Origin of the sequence: Candidatus Syntrophocurvum alkaliphilum (assembly GCF_009734445.1) — a bacterium.
Taxonomy (GTDB): domain Bacteria; phylum Bacillota; class Syntrophomonadia; order Syntrophomonadales; family Syntrophomonadaceae; genus Syntrophocurvum; species Syntrophocurvum alkaliphilum.
Window position 1 is genome coordinate 980129 of record NZ_CP046457.1, and the last position, 23094, is coordinate 1003222.

Annotated in this window: 22 protein-coding genes; 5 read left to right on the forward strand and 17 right to left on the reverse strand. The window is 29.5% G+C overall.

Annotated elements, in window-relative coordinates; genetic code table 11:
• Positions 1–107 precede the first annotated feature (107 nt).
• Both SYNTR_RS04815 and SYNTR_RS04820 read left to right on the forward strand, forming a co-directional pair.
• On the forward strand, positions 108–1496 hold the full coding sequence (locus SYNTR_RS04815; RefSeq protein WP_156203462.1) for an ISLre2 family transposase: 1389 nt from the start codon (positions 108–110) through the stop codon (positions 1494–1496).
• 119 nt (positions 1497–1615) lie between these two features.
• Entirely contained in the window at positions 1616–2761 is a 1146-nt protein-coding gene (locus SYNTR_RS04820) for a mechanosensitive ion channel family protein (RefSeq protein WP_243140237.1), read from the forward strand.
• Positions 2762–2803: 42 nt separating this feature from the next.
• Here the strand turns inward: SYNTR_RS04820 and SYNTR_RS04825 are convergent, their stop codons facing one another.
• From SYNTR_RS04825 to SYNTR_RS04855, 7 genes are all read right to left on the reverse strand, one after another.
• The gene (locus SYNTR_RS04825) at positions 2804–3691 is read right to left on the reverse strand and encodes a DUF1858 domain-containing protein (RefSeq protein WP_156203464.1); all 888 of its coding nucleotides are present in this window, start codon (positions 3689–3691) and stop codon (positions 2804–2806) included.
• A gap of 138 nt (positions 3692–3829) precedes the next feature.
• Positions 3830–4366, reverse strand: a complete 537-nt coding sequence (locus SYNTR_RS04830) for a hypothetical protein (protein WP_156203465.1) — start codon at positions 4364–4366, stop codon at positions 3830–3832.
• A gap of 473 nt (positions 4367–4839) precedes the next feature.
• Entirely contained in the window at positions 4840–5607 is a 768-nt protein-coding gene (locus SYNTR_RS04835; protein ID WP_156203466.1) for a 3-hydroxyacyl-CoA dehydrogenase, read from the reverse strand.
• Between the two features lie 321 nt (positions 5608–5928).
• The gene (locus SYNTR_RS04840; protein ID WP_156203467.1) at positions 5929–6087 is read right to left on the reverse strand and encodes a hypothetical protein; all 159 of its coding nucleotides are present in this window, start codon (positions 6085–6087) and stop codon (positions 5929–5931) included.
• Positions 6088–6226: 139 nt separating this feature from the next.
• A complete protein-coding gene (locus SYNTR_RS04845) occupies positions 6227–7066 on the reverse strand; it encodes an Mrp/NBP35 family ATP-binding protein (protein WP_156203468.1) in 840 nt (279 codons plus the stop codon).
• A 92-nt stretch (positions 7067–7158) separates the two neighbouring features.
• Entirely contained in the window at positions 7159–7605 is a 447-nt protein-coding gene (locus SYNTR_RS04850) for a YaiI/YqxD family protein (protein ID WP_156203469.1), read from the reverse strand.
• 19 nt (positions 7606–7624) lie between these two features.
• Positions 7625–8068 carry a PPC domain-containing DNA-binding protein gene (locus SYNTR_RS04855; RefSeq protein ID WP_156203470.1) on the reverse strand — a complete coding sequence of 148 codons (444 nt, stop codon included), beginning with the start codon at positions 8066–8068 and terminating at the stop codon, positions 7625–7627.
• A gap of 212 nt (positions 8069–8280) precedes the next feature.
• On the opposite strand from SYNTR_RS04855, the gene SYNTR_RS04860 reads away from it, so the two are divergent.
• The 3 genes from SYNTR_RS04860 to SYNTR_RS04870 all read left to right on the forward strand — a co-directional run bounded on the left by SYNTR_RS04860 (position 8281) and on the right by SYNTR_RS04870 (position 12784).
• Entirely contained in the window at positions 8281–8856 is a 576-nt protein-coding gene (locus SYNTR_RS04860; protein WP_156203471.1) for an RNA polymerase sigma factor, read from the forward strand.
• Positions 8856–9800 carry an anti-sigma factor family protein gene (locus SYNTR_RS04865; RefSeq protein ID WP_197079203.1) on the forward strand — a complete coding sequence of 315 codons (945 nt, stop codon included), beginning with the start codon at positions 8856–8858 and terminating at the stop codon, positions 9798–9800. Before SYNTR_RS04860 ends, SYNTR_RS04865 begins: the two co-directional genes overlap by 1 nt.
• A gap of 365 nt (positions 9801–10165) precedes the next feature.
• Positions 10166–12784, forward strand: a complete 2619-nt coding sequence (locus SYNTR_RS04870) for a PAS domain S-box protein (RefSeq protein ID WP_156203473.1) — start codon at positions 10166–10168, stop codon at positions 12782–12784.
• A gap of 35 nt (positions 12785–12819) precedes the next feature.
• On the opposite strand, the gene fusA is transcribed toward SYNTR_RS04870, so the two are convergent.
• The 10 genes from fusA to SYNTR_RS04920 all read right to left on the reverse strand — a co-directional run bounded on the left by fusA (position 12820) and on the right by SYNTR_RS04920 (position 23078).
• Entirely contained in the window at positions 12820–14841 is a 2022-nt protein-coding gene (gene fusA / locus SYNTR_RS04875; RefSeq protein WP_156203474.1) for an elongation factor G, read from the reverse strand.
• A 184-nt stretch (positions 14842–15025) separates the two neighbouring features.
• Entirely contained in the window at positions 15026–15583 is a 558-nt protein-coding gene (locus tag SYNTR_RS04880) for a GerMN domain-containing protein (RefSeq protein WP_156203475.1), read from the reverse strand.
• Between the two features lie 104 nt (positions 15584–15687).
• Entirely contained in the window at positions 15688–16998 is a 1311-nt protein-coding gene (locus SYNTR_RS04885; protein ID WP_197079204.1) for a sensor histidine kinase, read from the reverse strand.
• An 82-nt stretch (positions 16999–17080) separates the two neighbouring features.
• Positions 17081–17752, reverse strand: coding sequence for a response regulator transcription factor (locus SYNTR_RS04890; RefSeq protein WP_156203477.1), 672 nt, complete (start codon positions 17750–17752; stop codon positions 17081–17083).
• A gap of 205 nt (positions 17753–17957) precedes the next feature.
• Positions 17958–18503 carry an isochorismatase family protein gene (locus SYNTR_RS04895; RefSeq protein WP_156203478.1) on the reverse strand — a complete coding sequence of 182 codons (546 nt, stop codon included), beginning with the start codon at positions 18501–18503 and terminating at the stop codon, positions 17958–17960.
• A 116-nt stretch (positions 18504–18619) separates the two neighbouring features.
• Positions 18620–18976, reverse strand: a complete 357-nt coding sequence (locus tag SYNTR_RS04900; RefSeq protein ID WP_156203479.1) for a metallopeptidase family protein — start codon at positions 18974–18976, stop codon at positions 18620–18622.
• A 10-nt stretch (positions 18977–18986) separates the two neighbouring features.
• Complete coding sequence (locus SYNTR_RS04905; RefSeq protein WP_156203480.1) at positions 18987–20132, reverse strand: RtcB family protein; 1146 nt, start codon at positions 20130–20132, stop codon at positions 18987–18989.
• Positions 20133–20308: 176 nt separating this feature from the next.
• Entirely contained in the window at positions 20309–20785 is a 477-nt protein-coding gene (locus SYNTR_RS04910; protein WP_156203481.1) for a DUF1269 domain-containing protein, read from the reverse strand.
• Positions 20786–20873: 88 nt separating this feature from the next.
• Positions 20874–21827 (reverse strand): cation diffusion facilitator family transporter, encoded by a 954-nt coding sequence (locus SYNTR_RS04915; RefSeq protein WP_156203482.1) that lies wholly within the window; start codon positions 21825–21827, stop codon positions 20874–20876.
• Between the two features lie 339 nt (positions 21828–22166).
• On the reverse strand, positions 22167–23078 hold the full coding sequence (locus SYNTR_RS04920; protein WP_156203483.1) for a radical SAM protein: 912 nt from the start codon (positions 23076–23078) through the stop codon (positions 22167–22169).
• Positions 23079–23094 lie beyond the last annotated feature (16 nt).

Here is a 23094-nt window from a genome sequence, read left to right on the forward strand (position 1 = left end):
GTTAGCGTAAAATTACTGTAGGAAAAAAACAAAAGAGAATAACTCCCTTGTGATAGAATTTAAGTTAATCAAAAAAACCAAAAACACACAAGAAAGGAGCTATTCTCATGGATAAAATTATACATGAAATATTGGGAAAAATCATTCGAGATAACACTAAAAATTTAGAAAATCTATTTACTAATCATAAGAGTATTTCAGACTTCATATTACAAACAAAGAAAATGTTAGATGAAGTAGGTGTCTTACTTGTAGAACAAGCATTTGAATTAGCTGATGAAATGATTAAAGAATCAGTATGGCGTAAAGAAAATTGGTATATACAGCGTAATAATGATAATAAATCACTAACAACAATATTTGGTGTAGTTAACTACAATAGAACTTACTATAAAAATAAACACGATAACTCTTACAGTTATCTATCAGATGAAGCTTTAGGCATTGACCCACACCAGCGAATGGATTTATCTATGAAATCACAATTGATTGAAAGAACACTAGATTTATCCTATAAAAAAAGTGGTGAGAGTGTAGCTGAAAGTGTAATCATAAGTGATCAAAGCGTAATGAATAGTATCAGAGAGTTAGGAAGTGTTGAAAATACTTCAGCTAAGATTACAAAAGAAAAAAAGCAGCTAAAAACACTTTACATAGAAGCTGATGAAGATCATGTGCCAATGCAAGATGGAAGTAATAGAGAAATGAGATTAGTATATGTTCATGAAGGTAAAGAAAAAGTTAATAAAGATAGATATAAACTTATAAACTGTCGGTATTTTTCAGGAGAATACAATGATAGTGAAGAACTATGGTTAGAAGTTGCAGAATACTTAGATAAAGCCTATGACATAGATAAAGTTGAAAAAATATACTTGTCAGGTGATGGGGCACAGTGGATTAAAGAAGGTTTGAATTGGATAAAAGGCAGTCTTTTTGTTTTAGATAAATTTCATCTTGCTAAATATATAAAAACAGCAACTGGACATATGCCACATTTAGAATCTATGCTATGGAATTATATAAACGAACAAAATAAAATATATGTTGAGGATTTATTAGACGCGATTATAAAAGAAACTGAAAGTGAGACTAAGAAAAAAAGTATTAAACAATCTAAAAAATATATACTAAATAACTGGGAAGGAATAAAAAGGCAATATGATGCAGACTACATAGGTTGTAGTGCTGAAAGCCATGTAAGTCACATATTATCCTCAAGATTAAGTTCTAGACCAAAGGGTTGGAGTAGAGTAGGTGCAGATCAAATGGCAAGATTAAGAGCTTTTAATGCAAACAAAGGCGACATTTATGAATTAATGAAAAATAAGAAAAAAGAAAATCAAAAGGAAAGAAACAAAGCTAAAATAAGTAAAAAAATAATAAGAAATAAACTAAATACTAGTACTTATGGACAAATAGATAATATTACAATCTTAAATACTGGTAAACGTACTTGGGCAAGAGAATTCCTTAAATCCATACGTGGTGCTTAATTATCTTTTTAGTAGGGAGATTTCTTTTTTAAATTTTCCTACAGTATATTGACACTATCTTTGTTTAGGTTTTGATTGGCATACTATGCATAATTTTGGTAGACTAACATAAATAACTTTTGAAAAATGAATTAGGTGAAATTATGGAAATTTTGAATAATCTAAATCTAGAGTATTTTATTAATACAATTATCAATAAATACGTTATTAATGAAACGATACAACTAATAATAGTAGCAATTTTAATATTTCTATTTTTCCTTATACTTAGAAAAGCATTTACAGGGTATATTATCAAATTTCTTTTAAGAGTAACTTCTAATAACGAAACTGATTATGTTTATCGAGTTATAAAAGCTTATGAAATGCCTTTAAGATACTTTTTTATTTTCTTAGGTATTTATTTAGCATTATCTTATCTACCATTAACTGTTGGACAAGATGAATTTATAACTGCATTATTTAGGTCAAGTATAGTTGTGCTTTTAGCTTGGGGAATATATGAATTATTTCAAGGTGGATCATTATTAGCTAATGATTTTAAATATCGTTTTAATCTTGATGCTATACTCATACCACTTATTACCAAAGTTGTCCGCTTTATCATTATCGCATTAGTTGTAGTAATTATTGCACAAGAGTGGGGTTATAATGTAAATGGATTTATTGCCGGACTTGGTTTAGGAGGTCTTGCTTTTGCACTAGCAGCTCAAAATACTATTTCTAACATATTTGGAGGAATAGTAATAGTTGTTGAAAAACCTTTTTCTATAGGTGATTGGATTAAATCACCTAGTGTTGAAGGTACAGTTGAAGATATTACTTTCCGCAGTACAAGAGTAAGAACTTTTGCTCAAGCATTAGTAACTGTCCCAAATTCTACATTAGCTGATGAACCTGTTACCAATTGGACTAAAATGGGTAAAAGGCAAATTACTTTCCACTTAGGAGTTACATATACTACACCAATAGAAAAACTACAAAAATGTGTAGATCGTATAGAAGAAATGTTAAAAGAACATGAAGATATTCATAAAGAAACTATATTTGTTACTTTTGAAACTTTTAATGACAGTAGTTTAGATATCTTCCTATATTTCTTTACTCAAACAGTCAATTGGGGTGAATATTTGAAGGTTAGAGAAGATGTTAACTTTAGAATTATGCAGATTCTAGAGGAAGAAGGAGTTTCCATAGCCTTTCCAACACGAAGTATTTACATGGAAAATGTTCAAGAAGACGATAAACAACAAAGCATGGATTAATCATGCTTTGTTGTTTAACTATATTAACCTTCAATAATACTCTTAGTGATAAACTGAAACTTTTTCATTAAATGTTTCTAAACCAATTCGATCAATCATCTTTCCTAAACGTTCATTCCTTTTTGCTTCATTTTTATAATACTCAACTATTTTATCAATAACCTCTAATGCTTGATCAGGTTCAAGTGAATTAGCAATTTTGTCTCCTAATCTAGGCTGAATACCTGCATTTCCACCTACCATTAGTGTATATCCTTTAGGAGTGCCCATTAATCCAATATCACGCACTGCAGGTTCAGAACATGAATTAGCACATCCACTAACAGACATTTTCATTTTACTAGGAAGATCTATTCCATGATAACGCTTATCGAGTTCCATGCCCAAGCCTACTGCATCTTGTTGTCCACGTTTGCAAAATGTAGTACCCGGACAAAACTTGACACTTCTTAAGCATAATCCTGCTGCATGACCTGGATTTAAATCTAATGTTTCTAAATCACCCCATGCTTCATCTACAACTTCCTTTTCTAAGCCTACTATGGCAATTCTTTGCGCAGATGTGCATTTTAGCGCTTGTGCATTATATTTTTCTGCTACATCAGCTATTTTTCTTAATTGCTCAACACTCACTAACCCACCAGCTAAGTGAGGAACTATAGCAAAGGATTTCTTGTCGCGTTGTAGAACTGCTCCTTTAGGCATTTTAAGTGAGGCAGTTTCTGACGACATTTCACCATGTTCAACGTTATTTAATTTTTCCAGTAATTCTTGTTCAGCTACACCATGCACCTTGGCGGCTGCTGAAATTGATTCTCCTGTAGCTGAAGGACACCCTAAACATTGCATACCAAAAGATTTAAAAACATCTGCTGTTTTAGGGTTCATATCTAATACTTCTTTTACTGTCATGTTTTTATCTATAGCCATTTTGAAGCACTCCTTTAAATTATTTCTACTTTTGTTAGTGTAACCAATACGAATATAGTTTATTTTTAGAAAAACTTAAATAACAACAGGTTTAAAGCACAAAACAAAGTTTAATTAATTTCATAATTAAACTTTGTTTCAATCTGCATAAGGGACTCCTATTTGAATAAATTGAATTTTATTTTCACCTATAAAAAACCATAACATTTGATCTTTATCTAAATTGTAATGTATTGTAAAATAACTTCTATCACCATGAGGTGACGGTATTATTTCTCCTTCACCGTAATAATCTATAATTTTTAGATAGTTATCTCCTTTTTTTAATCCATGATCTATTTCTTCTGTATGAATAGTTTTGACTGTATCATTAATGTTATCTATTATAATAAAATAATCTTTATATATCCAAACTGTTGCATCCCATAAAATTGGACCCCAATTACCTTCTAGAATAGAAATAACTTCTAATGGTTCTCCTAACTTTTCAACTACCTTATTAGAAGACATACCATAATTTACACCTCTATAGATAAAAGCCTCTTCTAATGTTATGGTCAATTCCTCCTCTAATTCTTCTTGTTCAGCAATAACAGCTTGAACAGTAATAATAATAATTAAGATAATAGCAATAGAAAATAATGAATAAATAAATATTCGCTTTACTTGTGTCATAAATGTCACTCCTAAATCCTAACTTGTCTACTAATCAAACCTGATATTTAAATATATGCTAAATATATAATGAAATACTAATTCCACTGCAAAAAGCTAAACTTAGAGTATGGAATCGGCTGAGCAAACATGTTTATCACGCCACTCATCGGTCTTTACCTTCATTTTAGCTTAGCACTTATTATCTAAAATGATTTTTTATTTATACTTAGCCGTGATCTATGCACCACGCCTTGCTATTCGGGACTTAGATAAACAAGTTTGCTCAGCCTTAAGTTTGTTGTAGTTACTTTTTGCAGCAGAATCAATACTATATTTATAATATCTAATTTTTAAGGAGAGACATTATATTCTATTCATGTTGGGATGCTAGTTATTTATATTAACTATTTAACAAATAAAATTAATTATATTTGTACAGAAATAAAAAATACCGACCTAATGAATAGGTCGGTATTAATTCTTAAGTTAATTTACTTAGCAGCCATGCGGATAGCACCATCTAGGCGGATAGTTTCTCCGTTTAGATAGCTATTTTCAACGATATGTTGAACAAATGCTGCAAATTCACTGTCTGGATCTCCTAATCTTGATGGCATTGGAACTTGTTGTCCTAATGATTCGCGAACATTTTCTGGCATTTGTTGCATCATTGGTGTATTAAAGATTCCAGGAGCTACTGTAACACATCTAATTTTATTTCTTCCAAGATCTCTTGCTATTGGAAGTGTCATTCCTACAACAGCTGCTTTTGAAGCTGAATATGCAGCTTGACCAATTTGTCCATCAAATGCTGCTACAGATGCTACATTAATGATAACACCTTTTTCGCCATTTTCTTCTTCATTTTTATCCATTTCCCATGCAGCTTTTGCTAGCATATCAAATGCACCAATAAGGTTTACATTCACAGTAAATTGGAAGTTTTCAAGTTTTGCTGGTCCACTCTTTCCTATTACACGTCCACCAGTTGCTACACCAGCATTGTTCACTAAGATGTGAACTGCACCAAATTTGTCCATTGCAGCTTGAGTTACAGCACTTACATCATCTGGGTTAGTTACATCACATTTTACAAAAATTGCATTATCGCCATATTTTGCTGCTAACTGATTACCTGCTTCTTCGTTTAAATCACTGATAACAACTTTTGCACCAGCATTAGCTAGTCTTACTACTGCAGCTTCACCAAGACCTGAAGCTCCACCTGTTACAATTGCCACTTTTCCATTAACATTCATTATAGGATCCTCCTTTTTGTTGGTAAAATTTATTTAGTCTAGTAATTATTACTTTACCATATTTTTAAGAAAAATACATGGTTTTTTATTATTTTTGTGAAAAAAATATTAATCAATTAAATAATGCTGAATATACAGAGAAGTTGTAAATTTTTTGTAAAGTTTTTATTTAAACTCACAAATTTATTATTGTATATATAAGTTTTTTTTATTCATAGAAGAAAATATTTTTAAGATATTTTCATAATATAGCTATTTTAAACAAAAATAAAAGGACAGCCCATTGTCTGTCCTTTTATTCAAAAATTAAACAGTTTTTTGTTACTTACTATTATTTACTTGTAATTCTTGTGCTAATGCTTTACTTTTTTCCGATAAACTCATTGCTAATGAAGCAGCATCTTTATGTTTACCTAAAATTAAAGTAGATGCTAAATCTGCAACTAGTTTTCTTATTTCCATAAATAACGGGTTCACCATATGCATACCTCCGAATATACCTTATATTAGAAGCAATAATTTTATATATTATTTACTATTTTAATTATACACTAATTATTCACTTTTTTTGCATTTGGTTGATTTGTTATTTTATTTAATTTTAAATAACTTTTTGATTTTAAGAGATTTTACTTAAAATATTATCAACAATGCTTTTTACATCTGAAGATTGATAGTCTTCTATTTTTCCTTCATCAACTAGTTTATTTAGATTAACATCCCATGGTATGCCACCTAAGAAATTAATACCTGTTTCTGTTTGAATTTTTTCCCCTTGACTCTTGCCAAATATTTCTAATTTTTCATCACAATGTGTACATATAGCATAACGCATATTTTCAACTAATCCTAAGATAGGAATGTTCATTTTTTGGGCCATTTTTATAGTTTTCTTAACTACCATTAACACTAGTTCTTGAGGTGATGAAACTATAATAATACCCGATACTGGTAAAGATTGCATTACAGTTAATGGTACATCCCCTGTTCCAGGTGGTAGGTCAACTATCATATAATCTAATTCTCTCCAATCCACCTCATTCCAAAACTGATTTACTGCACCTGCTAACATTGGTCCTCTCCATATAACAGGATCATCTTCTTGAGGTAAAAAGAAGTTTATTGAAATAATCTTTATTTCAGATTTTGTAACTGGTGGAATAATGCCATACTCAGATGCCTTTAATTTGTGAGTATTTAAACCAAATGCCTTTGGTTGACTTGGTCCCGTAATATCAGCATCTAATACCCCTACTTTTTTCCCTTCTCTAGCTAAACTCGATGCCAATAGTCCGGTAACTGAGGATTTTCCAACTCCACCCTTTCCACTCATAACTACAATAACATTATTAATATTATTAAGTGAACCAAACAAACTTTTTTCGGTATCAACACCACATTCTGATGCTTCAGTTTTGCAAGAATTACTTATACTACAGCTATTACATTTTTCTGACATATTACTATCTCCCTTCAACTGCAAATGATTTACTGCTTTATTCTAAGCACTATAATATTAATTAACTATTTTACGCCTGACTACCACAATTATCAAGTAATATTAACATTTTCCTCAATCAACTTTATTAATTTAGACTTAAATTTTATATTATTTTTATCGCTTCTTTTTTTAGGACCACTTACTTTTTGACCTGACTGTCTTGCCTTCTGTTTAACATATCTTTGCATTAATAAATAATCTATGGTTTTTAAATCATATTGGACTCCGGAAAAATTAATTGTAAATGCACCTTTACCTAAAGCAACAGCCGCAAGACCATAATCATTAGTTATAACAATATCCCCTTTATTGGTATTATTTAGTATAGCTATATCTGCTGATTGTGATTTGTCATCAACTATCATTACTTTTGAGTAATTGCTGTTTATAATGTGATGTGAATTACATACTAATACAACCAATAACTGATAATTTTCGGCTATTTCTTCTATTAAATTTTTTACAGGACAAGCATCAGCATCAACTAAAATCTTCATTAGTTTTCCTTCTTTTCATTTAATTATCTATTTTCAACATATTTAAATCATATTTTTCCTCAAAAACTTTTTTTGCATCGATATTTAGAAATTCAATAATTACTGCCTCTACAATTAAGTACACTTCTGTATCGTCTCTTAAGCACCCTACTATACTATCGTTTTGTCGTCCTACTGAAGAATGAATATGAAAAACTGGGTTTCCATTTTCATCAGGAAAGATTGTACCAATAGCAGCTATTTCTCTTCCATCTTCAAAGATATATGGAATAACAACAGGAGGAACAACGCATTCTTCCGGCCCAACTACCATTTTACTCTTTTTTAAAGCTCCAATCATTAAAAGTGTTCCTGTAGTTATTTGTTCTTTATTTAATATTAATTGTAATTGTTCTATTAAGTTATCACCGTGTTCAAATTTGATCACAAAGACTCTTCCCATACTACCCTGAGTATATTGCATTATATCACCCCTATTAATTGCACAATAATATTATATTAACATATTTTACATATTTCATACTTCTTATTAGAAAAATCTTAATTGCCCATTTTTAATATAATTTAGATGGTTTTAGAATATACAAGCTTATAGTATGATAATGTAAAGTTAAGGTGTAAGTGTACGTTAAAAATTACGTATTATAAATAAGAGGACTTGGGGAGCTGAATAACTTGAATACAGATGAGATGCTTGTAGCAAGTACCCTAAAAGGTGATTTAACCGCATTTGAAGAACTAATAGATCGCTATAAAAATTCCGTATTTAGTATAGTTTATCGCATAATAGGTCACTATCAAGAATCCGAAGATATTGCTCAAGAAATATTTATAACAGTATACCAAAAATTATATCAATTTGATCAAACTAAAAAGTTTAGTCCTTGGTTACATAGAATTGCTGTTAATACATGTATAAACTCCTTACGCAAAAAAAAGAAAATTGTTACTTTGAATTTTGATGAAACATATACTCAACAATATGATACACATACTACTAACACTTTTGGAGATCCTCAACAATTTTTAGAAAGAAAAGAACTAAGTAAAGAAATTAATAATGCCATTATGAATCTTAATGAAAACTACAGATTGGTACTAATTCTAAGGTATCAACTTGAGATGACTAATCAAGAAATTGCTGAAGCATTAGAAATTAGTAAAGAAAATGTAGAGGTTAAAATTCACCGTGCTAGGAAAGCATTACGTAAAGAGTTAACAAAAAGATGGGAAGAAAGGGGGGTATGTTAATGAACTGCAAATTAGTTGAAAAGCACTTATATGATTATTGTGATGGAATTTTACCACCTGAAATTGCAAATGATATAGAAAATCATTTAAAAGAGTGTAATTTATGCAATAATTTGGTTTTATTAACATTAGCTGAAAACGATGAGTTAGCTAATCCCCATGAAATTCCTAAACTAAATGATGATTTCAATAATAAGGTGATTAATAATTTACCAGAACAACAATTAGAATTTAGTCATAACAATACTTTATTAGATAAATTAAAAAACAATTTTAAAATACCATACGTTATTCCTGTTGCTGCTACAGTTTTACTAATCATATATTTAGCCTTTCCACAATACTTTTTATTAAATGATGACATTAGAACTTTAACTGATGTAGAAAGCAAATCAGAAACTAAAAATGGTTCTGAAATGATTGATAAAGAAGATTCTAGAAGTGTTTCGCCAGATAAAGATTCTCTATCAGATGTAAATATATTTGATCAACATCAATCTAGTGAAAAAATAGAATCAGTAGATGAAAAATCACCTCCTGCTCCAAAAAAAGATGAAAAACCAGAAGAATCATCTGTAAGTATAATGCAAAATGATTTAGATTCAGCCCCTAAAGGACTAGGGATAATGACGACAGATGATAAAGAAAGCAGTGAACACTTAATAAATTTTCCTGTTCCTGCAGAACAAATTAATGATTATAAACTTGTAAAAAATGTACCCAACAACGGACAAATACTTTACAAGTATAAAAGTAAAGAAGAAAGCTTTATACTTTTAATAAAGTCACATACAAGTAATTTTTGTGATAAATTTTATTCAGATTCACATAATATTTATAGTTGGACAATTAAAGTAAAGGATAATGAATATCAGGCTATACTTAAAGCTGATAAATCTGTTGATGAATTAAAAAATATAGTTAATGATTTGTATTTTGAATAATCTAAAACTGATTCTGCTGCAAAAAGTAACTACAAACAAGTAAAAGCTAAACTTAGACTATGGAATCGGCTGAGCAAACATGTTTATCACGCCACTCATCGGTCTTTACCCTCATTTTAGCTTAGCACTTTTTATCTTAAATGATTTTTATTTATACTTAGCTGTGATCTATACACCACGCCTTGCTATTCGGGACTTAGATAAACATGTTTGCTCAGCCTTAAGCAGTAAAATCAAAACTGAGTTTTTTAAATAGTATTTTTTGCAAAAAAGTACTATTTTTTTTATGTGAAAAAGGAAACAGAGCAATTTCGACGAAATAATACATAGATGTATAAAGGTATTTCGGAGGGAGTAGCATACTAATGGAAAAAAACAACTTTTTAATAGAGCAAAATAATCATGAAAATGAACAAATATATCGTCATTTAATTGAAAGCGCGATGTTTGGTATTTTAATTCATGACTTAAATAATATTTATTATTCAAATCAATACTTAAAAGATATACTCGGCTACAACGAAATTGATTTTAAAAAAGGATTAAGAATCTACGATATTTTAACCCCTTCTTCCAAAGACCAATATTATGAAATAACAAAAAAAAGTTTGGAAGTAAAAAGCAATTTTTGTGACACAATTACATTAGAACTCCAATCAATAAATGGTGAAATTTTTATCTTTGATACTACCATTACCTCCTTTCTATATAATGGAGAATATGCTTTACAAATTACTTGTGTAGATGTTACCCAAAGAGTACAAAATGAAAAATCATTACAAAATAATATGAAACATCTAGAATTATCAGCTAATAAATATAAACATTTAGTGAAATCAATGAACGATGGGTTTATTATTGTTGATTCTGGTCTTAAGCTACTAGATTACAATTCAGCTTTTGCTCATATCCTAGAATATGAAGTGGAAGAATTAGAAAATATAAATATTTTAGAATTGGTAGCTACGCAAAAAGATAAAGAATTATTGTTGGTAAATATCGAGAAAAGACTCCAAGGCTTGAATGATAGCTATGAATTAAGCTTTTTATCTAAGTCTGGAAAAAAAGTACCTACTTATGTTAATCCAACGCCTTATGTAGATGTTAATGGTAATATAATTGGAAGTTATACAGTTATTCAAGACTTAAGTCAAATAAAACAAGCACAAGAAAAAATAAGTTATCAGACAAATTTGTTGGAAAATGTAAATGAAGGTATTATAGTTACTGATGAATTCAATATCATTACCTATTGGAATGCTGGGGCTGAAAAGTTATTTGAATTTAGTAGGGAACAAGTACTTAATCGCAATTTATTAAATTTTATTCCATCTTATAATAAAGATTTAACCAATTTAATATATCATAATATTGGCCAAAACCAATACTGGCAACAAGATATTGAATTCACCACTAAAAGCGGAGAAATTAAATATGCCCGCATATCAGGTGCTCCACTCCGTACTTCTGAAGATACATTGTCTGGAACCATTGCTATAGCAAGTGATCTTACTGCTTTAATTAATTCACGTAAAGATGCTGAAATTGCTAATTTATCTAAAACTGCATTTTTAGCTAAAATTAGCCATGATATTAGAACCCCTATGATAGGAATTGTAGGAGCTAATGACCTTTTAAAATTAGAAAATTTAACTTTTTATCAAAAAGAATTAGTTTCAACTATTCAACAATGTAGTGAGCAATTACTTGATTTAATTAATGATGTTTTAGATCTTTCTAAAATTGAAACTGGTAATATTAATTTAAATAATAATACATTTAATTTATCTGATCTTATAAGTGAATGTATGAGTACAATTGATGATAGGGTTAAACCACAAAATGTAGAGTTGATAACAAAAATTGACTCTAGTGTCCCATCGTTTTTAATAGGTGATGATTTGCAATTAAAACGTATTATTGTTAATCTCCTTAGCAATGCCATAAAATTTACAGATAATGGCTATATAGAAATTGCTGCATCTCATTATCAAAAAACTACTAATGATAAATCCAATATATGGGTTTTAATATCTGTAGAAGATACTGGAGAAGGCATTCCCCCAACCCAACTAGAAAAGATTTTTGATGCATATCACCAAGCTGAAAATAATATAAACATAGGTTCTGGTTTAGGATTAAGCATTTGTAAACAATTATGTGAAATGATGGGGGGTAAAATTTGGGTAGATAGTGAATTGGGCATAGGCACTAAGTTTTTTTGTTTAATTCCTTTTAAAATTGGTGCTGAACCAGAAGAAGAATTAATGAATGCAAATACTGATAACATAATAAATACTGAAATTTATTTTAAAAATATTCTTTTAGTAGAAGATAATGAAGTCAATAAAAAAATAATTTCATATATGCTTAAAAAGGCTAACTTTAATGTCACAATTGCAAGCAATGGAAAAGAGTGTTTGGAAATATTGGAAAAATCAAATGATTATGATTTAATATTAATGGATATGCAAATGCCTGTAATGGATGGTTATGAAACAGTACAACATATCAAAAATAACAATAATTATAATAATATTCCAGTAATTGCTCTTACAGCATTTGCCTCCGAAGATGATACAAATAAATGTTTAGTAGCTGGATGTGATTATTATTTATCTAAACCTATATCTTTTAAGGAACTTTACAAAGCACTACGAATGTTTGTTAAAAGCGATAAAAGTAAGAATAATTTAAATGATAATCATGATTTATTAGCTCATTTGTTACCTGAATTTATAGAAAGTATGGAAGAATTATTAAACCAATTATATGATGCAATAGAACATAATGATTTAGAAAATATTAAAAGTATTTCACACGACATTAAAGGCACAGCTGGTCTGTATGGGTATAAAGAATTATCAAGCATAGCAGATAAATTGAATACATTAACACGAAACAATAAAACTGAATTTTTAAATTCACTTAGTAACCAGTTATATAAAAATTTAGAAAAAATAAAGACCTCTAGAAAAGACTAAAGGTCTTATTTTTTTATTTTTTAATTTTTTAATTTTTATGAAGCAACATTTTTACTCTCTTCATAATGTGAAAAGCACATTGAAAATCCGGCTCTTCCTTGACTTAATGAACGTAATACTGTTGAATAACCAAATAATTCAGCAAGTGGAACACAACCCTTAATAACTTGAGTATTATTTTCGGATTCCATAGAGTTTAATCTACCTCTTCTATTATTAATATTATTTATAATATTACCTGTAAATTCCTCTGGTGTTGAAATTTCTAATTGCATAATTGGTTCAAGTAATTTTGGCTTGGCCTTTTTTAGGCATTCCTTGGCAGCATTCAAACCAGCTGCTTTAAATGCCATTTCAGATGAATCAACTTCATGATAAGATCCATCTAATAAGGTAGCTTTAACATTTACAACTTGATATCCTTTTACAACTCCTTCTCTTAAGGCTTGTTTTACACCAGCCTCAACTGCAGGAATATATTCTTTAGGAATAGCTCCTCCAACAATTTTATTAACAAACTCAAAGTCATCACTAGGTTCAAGTTTTAAAACTACATGTGCAAATTGTCCTTTTCCACCAGTCTGCTTTACATAACGTATAGATTGTTCCGCTTCTTTAGTTATAGTTTCTTTATATGATACCTCAGGCTGCCCTATATTTATATCTACTTTAAACTCTTTTGCTAACCTTTCAGCTATAATTTCTAAATGCAATTCTCCCATTCCAGAAATTAATGTTTGGCCAGTCTCTTTATTATAAAGTATTTTAAGAGTAGGATCTTCAGATACTATTTTATTTAAAGCTTCTGAAATTCTACTTTGATCAGTTTTAGTTTTTGGCTCAATAGCTATTTGAATTACTGGTTCCGGAAAATCTATTGATTCCAATAATATGGGATTATCTTCATCACATAAAGTGTCACCAGTATTTATATCTTTAAGCCCAACTAACGCTACTATATCACCAGCTTTTAGTTCTTCTAATTCTTCTCTATGATTAGCATGCATTTTTATAATTCTACCTATTCTTTCCTTATTTTCCTTGGTTGAATTATATACATGACTTCCAGAGCTAGCTCTTCCAGAATATATTCTTGCAAAGGCAAGTTTACCAACATGTCTATCAACAGTTATTTTGAAAATCAGTGCAGAAAAGGTATTTTGATTTATATTTACATCAACAATATTACCTGTTTCTAGTTCATGAGCATCAACTGAATTAACTTCAAGTGGTGAAGGAAGAAAGTTAACTATAGCATCTAACAATGGTTGAACGCCTATGTTACGATATGAACTTCCACATAACACAGGTACTAAATTATTGTTTATGGTATTATTTCTTAAAGCTTTATTTACTAATTCTAAAGGAATATCTTCATTATTATAATAAAGTTCAAGTATTTCTTCATCTAATTCAGCAATACTTTCTATAAATTTTTCTCTCCATTCTGCTGATTCCTCTAAATAGTTATTCTCTATATCAGTCTCTATTACTTGATTACCTAATTCTCCTGAGAAGCTATATTGTTTCATATTAATTAAATCGATAACTCCAATAAAATCATCACCACTAAATACAGGAATGTTAATTACTATAGGATTAGACCCTAAACGAGTTTTTATTTGGTTTATTACTCGATAAAAATCTGCACCTACTGCATCAAGCTTGTTTACAAAAGCAATTCTAGGGACTTTATATTTATCTGCTTGTCTCCAAACGGTTTCAGATTGTGGTTCCACCCCACCTTTAGCACAGAATATAGCTACTGCACCATCTAAAACACGTAAACTTCTTTCAACTTCAGCAGTAAAATCCACGTGCCCTGGTGTATCTATGATGTTTATTTCCTTGTTTTTCCATTCGCATTTAGTAGCTGCGGAAGCAACAGTTATTCCACGTTCTTTTTCATACGGTAGAAAATCCATTATACTTTCACCATTATGAGTTTCTCCTAATTTATGAGTTAGCCCAGTATAATAAAGTATTCTTTCAGTTGTAGTTGTTTTTCCTGCATCTATATGGGCTATTATGCCAATATTTCTTAGGTTCTCTAACAATTTCGTCCACTCCTTTAAATTTAAAAACACAAAAATAAAGGCAATACCTACAATAAGTAATGCCAATAGGTGAATATTGATTTTTAGCACCTAATTATACAGTTTAAAGGTTTTTTTAATGTCTGTCAATAATTTTTTTGCTTCTACTTTTTATAGCCTTTACTTATTTTAAGTGTAATTTTGTTTATTTTATAATTGATTCATCTCTTTGAATAGGTTCACCTAAGTACCAATGTCCTGCTAAAGTATCTATTTGCTCTCCTCCAATTAATAACTTAACCTTTTCTATTTCTTCTAATTCCGTAAGTGAGTTTACTATAGATAGTATAGTCATTGTTTCTCCTGTTGTTCCTCCCCAATGTTTGGTTCTAAACTCTTCAGTAAAATCTACCTTAGCAATTCCATTAACTATATCTATAGCAAGAAGTCTTGTTTCAGGAGGAATAGTTGGTCTTAATTCTTCACTTTTTGGACCTTGTATAAGTTCTAATACAATTGCTCCAGCAGGAAATGGATATTTCCCATTTTTTTTACCTGTAACCATTCTTTTTTCTGGCACCAGATACATAGCTTGATCATCACTAAAATATAAAACGACTTCGTCAGTAATTAATTCTGATTCATCCTCATATGGTTCTAGAGGTGGTTGATCATTTGTTGCATTAGTCTGTCCATTACAACCCATTATGAAACCAGCAAACACTATAAGTAATATAAGTGATAAAACTACTCTTAATTTCATTTAAATCTCATCCCTTCAGTTTTCATTTAATTATAAATGATAACTATTACAGAATTATTACATAAGTAAAGGTTTCACTGCAAATAGCTGATTATTTTAATTTATCAACTATTAACAGGAATAGATACTTTTATTGTAGTCCCTTTACCTACCTCACTACTAGCCTGTATATTTCCCCCATGTGCTTCTATTATTTCTTTAGCTATACTCAACCCTAATCCAGTTCCTCCCTGGTCACGAGAACGAGCTTTTTCCACACGATAAAATCTATCAAATACATAATCTATGTCTTCTTTAGGAATGCCTATACCAGTATCTACAATAAATAATTCTACAAAACCATCTCTATCTTGGTTATAAAGTTCAATAGTTCCATTATTATAATTATATTTAGCTGCATTTTCAGCAATGTTTATTAAAGCCTCAGTTAATTCTTTTTTGTTACCTACTATTTCTTGATTATTAATTATATTAGTAATAAGGTTTAAATTTTTATGTTTACAAATTGGTTTTATAGTAGTTACAACATTTTCTAATAAATCACTAATATTTATAACTTCTTTAGTAAGTCTCTTATTATCATCATATCTAGCAAGTAATGATATGTCTTTTAGCAACATATCTAGTCTATCTAGTTGGTCCCGTATATCAGCTAAAAAGTCTTTTCTAATTTCTTTATTTTTTTCAAAATCATTAATTAAAGAATCAGTAAGTAATATTGCTGAACTTAACGGAGTTTTTAGCTCATGAGATGCATTATGAAAAAACTTTGTTCTTTCTAAATCATAGGCTTCTAATGAATTACTCATATTATTAAATGAATCAGCTAATGCGCCTAGTTCATCATTGTTATTAATTGATACAGTTAATCCTAGTTCACCTTCTTTAACACGATTAGCTGCTGAAGATATATTAATAATGGGATCAGTAATTCTAGATGCTAACCAAAAGCTTATAGCACCAACTATTAGAATTCCAAATAATGATACCCAAAGAATTTGTACTCTTATAGCATATATAACATTATATATATCATTAGCAGAAGCAGATATTAAAACAGCTCCTTGTATTTTGTCACCTTTTAATATTGGAGTTGCCCCATAAATAGCCCATTGATTATCCTCTAGATTATAAATATTAAAGTCACTATTTCCTCTTAATGCTGATACAACCTCTTGGTATTCTAATTGCCTATTTAATAAATTTTGATCATTAAATGAATCTGCTAATAATATAGAGTTTTCATCAAATATTAATACTCTACTTCTATATTTAGCCCCATATTCTTCAGATATTAAGCTCAAATAATCTTTATTATTCATATAATGAGCACTATCTGAAGCTATTAAGTTTGCTGATGAAATTATATCATTTCCTTTGTTTTCTATAGTCATGTTTTCTAATGCTCGTACCATAAAAATGTTTAAGGAGGCAGTCATAAGTAAAATTACAACAATATAAGTAAAAAGAAGTTTCCATCTTATTTTACTGAAACAATCACATCAACTCCCTCATATAATAGCCCACTCCCCATTTAGTTAGAATAAATACTGGTTGTCGCGGGTCATCTTCTAATTTTTCTCTTAATCTACGAATATTTACATCAACTGTTCTTTCGTCAGCATACTCCATATTCCAAACTAAATCTATTAATTGACTTCTTGAAAAAACCCTTCCTGAATTTTTTATAAGTACACTTAATAAATCAAATTCCTTGCTTGTTAATTCTATTTCTGTGTTTCCCTTATATACTGTACGCTTTGCTATATCTACTATTAAATTACCATTCTTGAAGTTTTCAGTAGGTGTTACACTTCTTCTTAAGACTGAATTTATTCTAGCTATTAGTTCACGTATATTAAATGGTTTTACCATATAATCATCTGCGCCCATTTCCAAGCCAGCAATTTTATCTAAATCATCTCCCCGAGCAGTTAACATTATTATCGGCATTTTTGAATATTCTCTAATTTTTCTACAAATCGTAAATCCATCTATAATAGGTAACATGAGGTCTAATACCATTAAATCATATTTTCCAGTTTTAGCTTCTTTTAATGCTTGTTCACCATCATAAACTCCAAAAGCTTCATAACCTTCCTGCTCTAGGTTATAAACTATTCCTTTTACCAATGTCTTTTCATCATCAACAACAAGGATTTTGGACATTATATTCACTCATTTCATAATGTTATATATTACATTATACATTTATTACACAATAAATTTAATTTAAAACAATTTTTGTTATATACTGTAAATATATTTATCATAACTAAAAAGCTAAAGGTTTAGCTGTAAGTCTAAAACCTTTAGCTTTTTTCAAATAATTTATTAACTTTTACAAGAAACAAAACTATTACTTTATAAAAAATTATTTAAGTAATGATGATATAGCTTTAAATTCTGGGGTTCCAGACTTCTCTAATATGTCAAAAACAATGGTTTCGGCATTTGTTATAACTGCACCAGCTTCTTTCATTAGGTCTAGACCATTTTCATAATTTTCATCAAACCTAGAACATACTGCATCTTTAACAACAAAAACTTTATAATCATCTTCTAATAAATCTCTTACTGTTTGAAAAACACAAATATGTGTTTCACTACCGGTCACAAGTATTGTTTTCTTACCTAATTCTGCTAATTTGTTTTTCATTTCTTCAATTAAAGCTGTAAATGTCATCTTTTCAATATAGGTACAATCAATGTCTTGATTTATTTCTTCTACTGTAGGACCTAAACCTTTAGGATATTGTTCTGTTATTATAATAGGTATTTGAAATTTTTCAGCAGTACCTACTAACAAATTAGTATTCTTATACACCTTCTCCTTATCCTTCATTGCTTTCATCAGTTTTTCCTGTAAATCAATTACTAATAATACTGCATCTTCTTTTTGAAATTTAAATTTAGACACCAGTCAAACGCCTCCTTTTTATTAATTATATAGTAGTTTCACTGCAAGTAGCTAAAATTAGCCTAACTTTCAGTAGAACCAATATTTAGTAGAATACACTGGTAATAAAAGGTTAGTTATTTTTTGGGGCGCATGTTTATAAGTTCTTTTAATTCCTGTTCTTCTAAATAATTTACTCCTGCTAATGATTCTATATGGTGCTGTAACTCATGAAGTATTGTTTCTTTAATTTCTTCTTCCCATTTTTTTTCATTGCTTTCTTTCAATACTGAACAAAAAGAACCATAATAAATAACTATATAGTTTCCCATAAACCCATTCTCAATATATTCACCCATTATGTAAAGACCATCTTCTTTTTTATTATCAGGCAGTAATGAAAAACCTCCATTTAAATTTATTAAAAATTTTTCAGGAATTGTGTTAATTATATCCTCAGTTAAATCCGCAAATTGTTCAAACGATAATTTCACCCTAACCCTCCTAACCTTTCAATACTCCTAAAGGCTTTAATTTTACTAATTTTTTAACTAATTCCGTTTGTTGCTTCAAAACATCTTCAATGTTTTTATATGCTAATGGTGCTTCTGAGTAATCATTTTTCCATGAACCAAAATAAATACCCTTCATTACTTCATTCGCCATTTCCTCAGTTATACATTTGTTAGCTTTTTTTCTACTCATTACCCTTCCTGCACCGTGTGAACATGACATAAAGCTTTCAGTATTACCTAATCCTTTCACAATATATGAAGCCGTTCCCATTGAACCTGGTATAATCCCTAATTGTCCTTTCTTGGCACTTGTTGCACCTTTTCTATGAATAATTAGTTGGCTATTAAAATGCTCCTCTACAGCAGCATAGTTATGTTGAATGTCTATTTTTTGTTGGATTTTGACTGGCCCTACTATATCTATAAATATTTCAAAGACTTTATAAGCTATTTTTGTTCTATTTGCCCGAGCAAATTCTAAACAAAAATTCATTGCATTATAATAGTCATTTCCTAGTTCTGTATTTAATGGTAAATATGCTAGATCATATTCTTTAGGTATAGATGAGTTAATTTTGCGGTTTAATTCTTTTGCTGCATCATTATAGTATTTTGCTACTTTAAGTCCAATATTCCTGCTTCCTGAATGCACCATTAACCAAATATATCCATCATCTCCTTTTTGACATTCAATAAAATGATTGCCACCTCCAAGGGTACCTATTTGCTTTTTTGCAGATGTTATTTCTTGGTTTATTATAGGTAAATTCGGTGCATTGTCAAAACCATCCCATAGCTGAGGTTTTTTATGGTGTTTAAAACCTAAAGGTATAAATTTTCTACATGTTTCAATAAGGTTTTTTACTTCATGCTGAGTTATAGTTTTTTTATCTGTTTGTAATGCAATTACCCCACAACCAATATCTACACCTACTGCATTTGGAATTATTACATCCTTAGTTGCTAATACTCCTCCAATTGGCATTCCATATCCTTCATGCACATCAGGCATAATTGCTATATGTTTATATGCAAATGGATGTTTAGAAAGGTTTATCGCCTGTTGCATTGCACCTTCTTCAATATTAGAAGTCCATGATTTAATTGGTATACTCCCTATATTAAAAGTTTTCATATATACCACCTTTAATATTAATTTCTTCCTTTATACTATTTTAAGATTTTTCACACAACAAAACCTTGTTTAGTTATTTATAATTGTAACCTCTAATTTTTTTATAGAAAACCAATACATAAAAATATTCAAAAAAAAACAGCTGATTATCAAAATCAGCTGTTTTTTTAAAATATTTAGTGTACTTCTACATCCTTAGCACCATAATTTTTTAGAGTTTCAGCAGCTCTTTCTGCGGTATTTTCATCTGTTTCTAACACAACTAATACTTTACCTTCTTCTACTTTTGATTCATAATGTTCACTACGCTCTTCTGGAATCCCATAATCAATTAATCCCCCAGCTACTCCACCTGTAACAGCTCCAGCAAGAACGCCACCTAAAGGACCTGCAGCTAATATTGGTCCTATTCCTGGTATTAAAAGTGCACCTGCACCTAGTGCTAAACCAGCAATACCACCAATAGCTCCACCAGTAAGTGTACCATCTGTTAGGTTTTGGTCATCGTAGCCACCGCCTTCTTGGCCACCTCCACCTTCACCTTCTCTAGCTATAATGGATATTTCGTTTTCTGTAAATCCACCATCTCTTAATTCTTTAACCGCTTCTTCAGCTGAACTGTGCTCTTCAAAATATCCTATTAATCTTTCCATTTGCATAACCTCCTTTATAAACTTATAAATACTATTCCCCGTATAAATCAAAAGTATTAATAAGTTTTACCTAAAGAAGGTTTTATATTTAATTGGTGTCTACCTTTTTATGTGCATCAACATGTACTATAACTTTAGATTCTTTCTTTGACTCAATTAAATTTTCAACCTTATCTGCGATTTGGTGAGCTTGTTCTACTGTTAAATTTTTATCTAGTTCTATATGTAATGAATAATTTTTATGAGCACCATAATCATGCATTAATATATCATGAGTATTTTTAACTCCCTCAATCGACATTGCAAGTTTTTCAATCTCCTCTATCTCTTCATGGTCAGTTTCACCAATTATTTTTGATATAGATTCATTTAGTATTACCAATCCAGTATAAATAATAAGTAAAGATACAGCAAATCCCAATATAGCATCAACTCTATAATATCCAAATTGTGATGCTAAAATTGCAATAGCTACCATAATGGATGCTATTGCATCAGTTCGATGATGCCATGCATCAGCTATTAAGGTTGTAGATTTGATTCTCTCTCCTAAGTTTACAGATAATTGTGCTAACCATTCTTTTAAAAGTGCAGCAAATATCATTATAGCAATTACAAGATATGAACCTGCTACCACTGTATTTTCAACAAATCTTTCATATGAATTTATAGCAAATTGGACCCCTATGTATATTAATAACATTGAAATAAATAAAGTTGTTAAAAATTCTATCCTTCCATGTCCATGAGGATGTTTATCATCGGCAGGCATAGCAGACAACTTAAAACCCATAATAACAACTAAAGAAGTTAATACATCAGACGCAGTATGAACAGCATCTGCTAATAATGCAATACTATTTATCATTAGACCAAAAAAACCTTTTATTATAGCTAAAAATAAATTTATTATTATACTTATAATAGCTTCTAAGTAACCAATTTTTTTCCTAGCATCTGGACTAGTAATATTTTCATCTTTATTTGTTTTTAAAAATTTTAAAATTAAAAAATCAGTAGTTTTGCTAGTTAGTTTTTTCATTATTTCCTCCTAACTAATAGTTAAAACCTATTAAAATGATATTCTTAATAATAATAAAGTTCCCTAAAAAATAAAAGGGACTTCAATTTAAATTGAAGTCCCGCATAAACTGCTGCTCATAAGAGCCCGACATGAAAGTCTGACCATTTATTTTATTTATTTCAATCATTATAACATATCAATACAATGCTGTTAATATTTTTTAATATTAATGTTTGATTCCACTGCAAAAAGCTAAACTTAGACTATGGAATCGGCTGAGCAAACATGTTTATAAAAAATAATCAAAGAACACCATAAAGTAATAAATGACGTGATAGAAATTACGGTTAAAACAACTTAGTTTATTAACTTTATTCCTAGTTCCCTTGCATATTCAATTGCCTCTTTATATTCACATGTATTAAGCATGTTATTTAATTCTTTATATTGAGTAGATTTATAAGCTGGATAGTATTGTTTCATAATATTTACTAAACAATCTGAATCTAATTCATTTTTTATAAATCTTAATATTTTTAATGTATTATTTAAACCTTCTGGAAGCATTAAATGTCTAATTAATAAACCTTGATAAACTATATTTTTATTGTCTAATTTTACTCCCCCAACTTGTCTGTCCATTTCTCTTAATGAGTCTTTTACTGATTCTGAATAATTTTTTACTTTTGAATATTTAGCACCCATTTCATTAGAATGATATTTAAAATCAGGCATGTAAATATCTATTATACCATCAAGCATTTTTAAGGTATCTACAGATTCATATCCTCCACAATTATAAACAATGGGAATATTTAGACCATTTTCACAAGCTATTAATACTGCTTCTATAATTTGTGGCACAAAATGAGTTGGGGTGACTAAATTAATATTATGACACAAGTAAGATTTTTGTAGCTTAATCATAATTTGAGCTAATTCATTATTACTTACTTGTATACCTTCCCCTTTATGACTTATATCCCAATTCTGACAAAACACACAACTCATATTACAATAACTGAAAAATATTGTTCCCGAACCATTTTTGCCAACTAAAATTGGTTCTTCACCAAAATGTGGGGCATAATTTGCAATGACTGCTTTATCTTGAGCTTTACAAACTCCTTGTTCTTCATACCTATTAATTTCACAATTATGCGGACATAATTTGCAATTTTTTAATTGCTCTTTTACTTTTAAAGTCCTTTCTTTTAATTCTCCAGTACTAAATAATGAAAGATAAGAAGGAATATTAACTTTATTCATAGCTATAAATACACCT

What these genes read in the sequence shown, in the direction of transcription:
- SYNTR_RS04825 (WP_156203464.1), bottom strand. Translation starts at nt 3,691, where the DNA reads ATGGCTATAGATAAAAACATGACAGTAAAAGAAGTATTAGATATGAAC.
- SYNTR_RS04855 (WP_156203470.1), bottom strand. Translation starts at nt 8,068, where the DNA reads ATGCAATATACTCAGGGTAGTATGGGAAGAGTCTTTGTGATCAAATTT.
- SYNTR_RS04815 (WP_156203462.1), top strand. Translation starts at nt 108, where the DNA reads ATGGATAAAATTATACATGAAATATTGGGAAAAATCATTCGAGATAAC.
- SYNTR_RS04845 (WP_156203468.1), bottom strand. Translation starts at nt 7,066, where the DNA reads ATGTCAGAAAAATGTAATAGCTGTAGTATAAGTAATTCTTGCAAAACT.
- SYNTR_RS04880 (WP_156203475.1), bottom strand. Translation starts at nt 15,583, where the DNA reads ATGAAATTAAGAGTAGTTTTATCACTTATATTACTTATAGTGTTTGCT.
- SYNTR_RS04885 (WP_197079204.1), bottom strand. Translation starts at nt 16,998, where the DNA reads ATGGTACGAGCATTAGAAAACATGACTATAGAAAACAAAGGAAATGAT.
- SYNTR_RS04910 (WP_156203481.1), bottom strand. Translation starts at nt 20,785, where the DNA reads ATGGAAAGATTAATAGGATATTTTGAAGAGCACAGTTCAGCTGAAGAA.
- SYNTR_RS04890 (WP_156203477.1), bottom strand. Translation starts at nt 17,752, where the DNA reads ATGTCCAAAATCCTTGTTGTTGATGATGAAAAGACATTGGTAAAAGGA.
- SYNTR_RS04840 (WP_156203467.1), bottom strand. Translation starts at nt 6,087, where the DNA reads ATGGTGAACCCGTTATTTATGGAAATAAGAAAACTAGTTGCAGATTTA.
- SYNTR_RS04915 (WP_156203482.1), bottom strand. Translation starts at nt 21,827, where the DNA reads ATGAAAAAACTAACTAGCAAAACTACTGATTTTTTAATTTTAAAATTT.
- SYNTR_RS04830 (WP_156203465.1), bottom strand. Translation starts at nt 4,366, where the DNA reads ATGACACAAGTAAAGCGAATATTTATTTATTCATTATTTTCTATTGCT.
- SYNTR_RS04835 (WP_156203466.1), bottom strand. Translation starts at nt 5,607, where the DNA reads ATGAATGTTAATGGAAAAGTGGCAATTGTAACAGGTGGAGCTTCAGGT.
- SYNTR_RS04870 (WP_156203473.1), top strand. Translation starts at nt 10,166, where the DNA reads ATGGAAAAAAACAACTTTTTAATAGAGCAAAATAATCATGAAAATGAA.
- SYNTR_RS04920 (WP_156203483.1), bottom strand. Translation starts at nt 23,078, where the DNA reads ATGAATAAAGTTAATATTCCTTCTTATCTTTCATTATTTAGTACTGGA.
- SYNTR_RS04850 (WP_156203469.1), bottom strand. Translation starts at nt 7,605, where the DNA reads ATGAAGATTTTAGTTGATGCTGATGCTTGTCCTGTAAAAAATTTAATA.
- SYNTR_RS04865 (WP_197079203.1), top strand. Translation starts at nt 8,856, where the DNA reads ATGAACTGCAAATTAGTTGAAAAGCACTTATATGATTATTGTGATGGA.
- SYNTR_RS04905 (WP_156203480.1), bottom strand. Translation starts at nt 20,132, where the DNA reads ATGAAAACTTTTAATATAGGGAGTATACCAATTAAATCATGGACTTCT.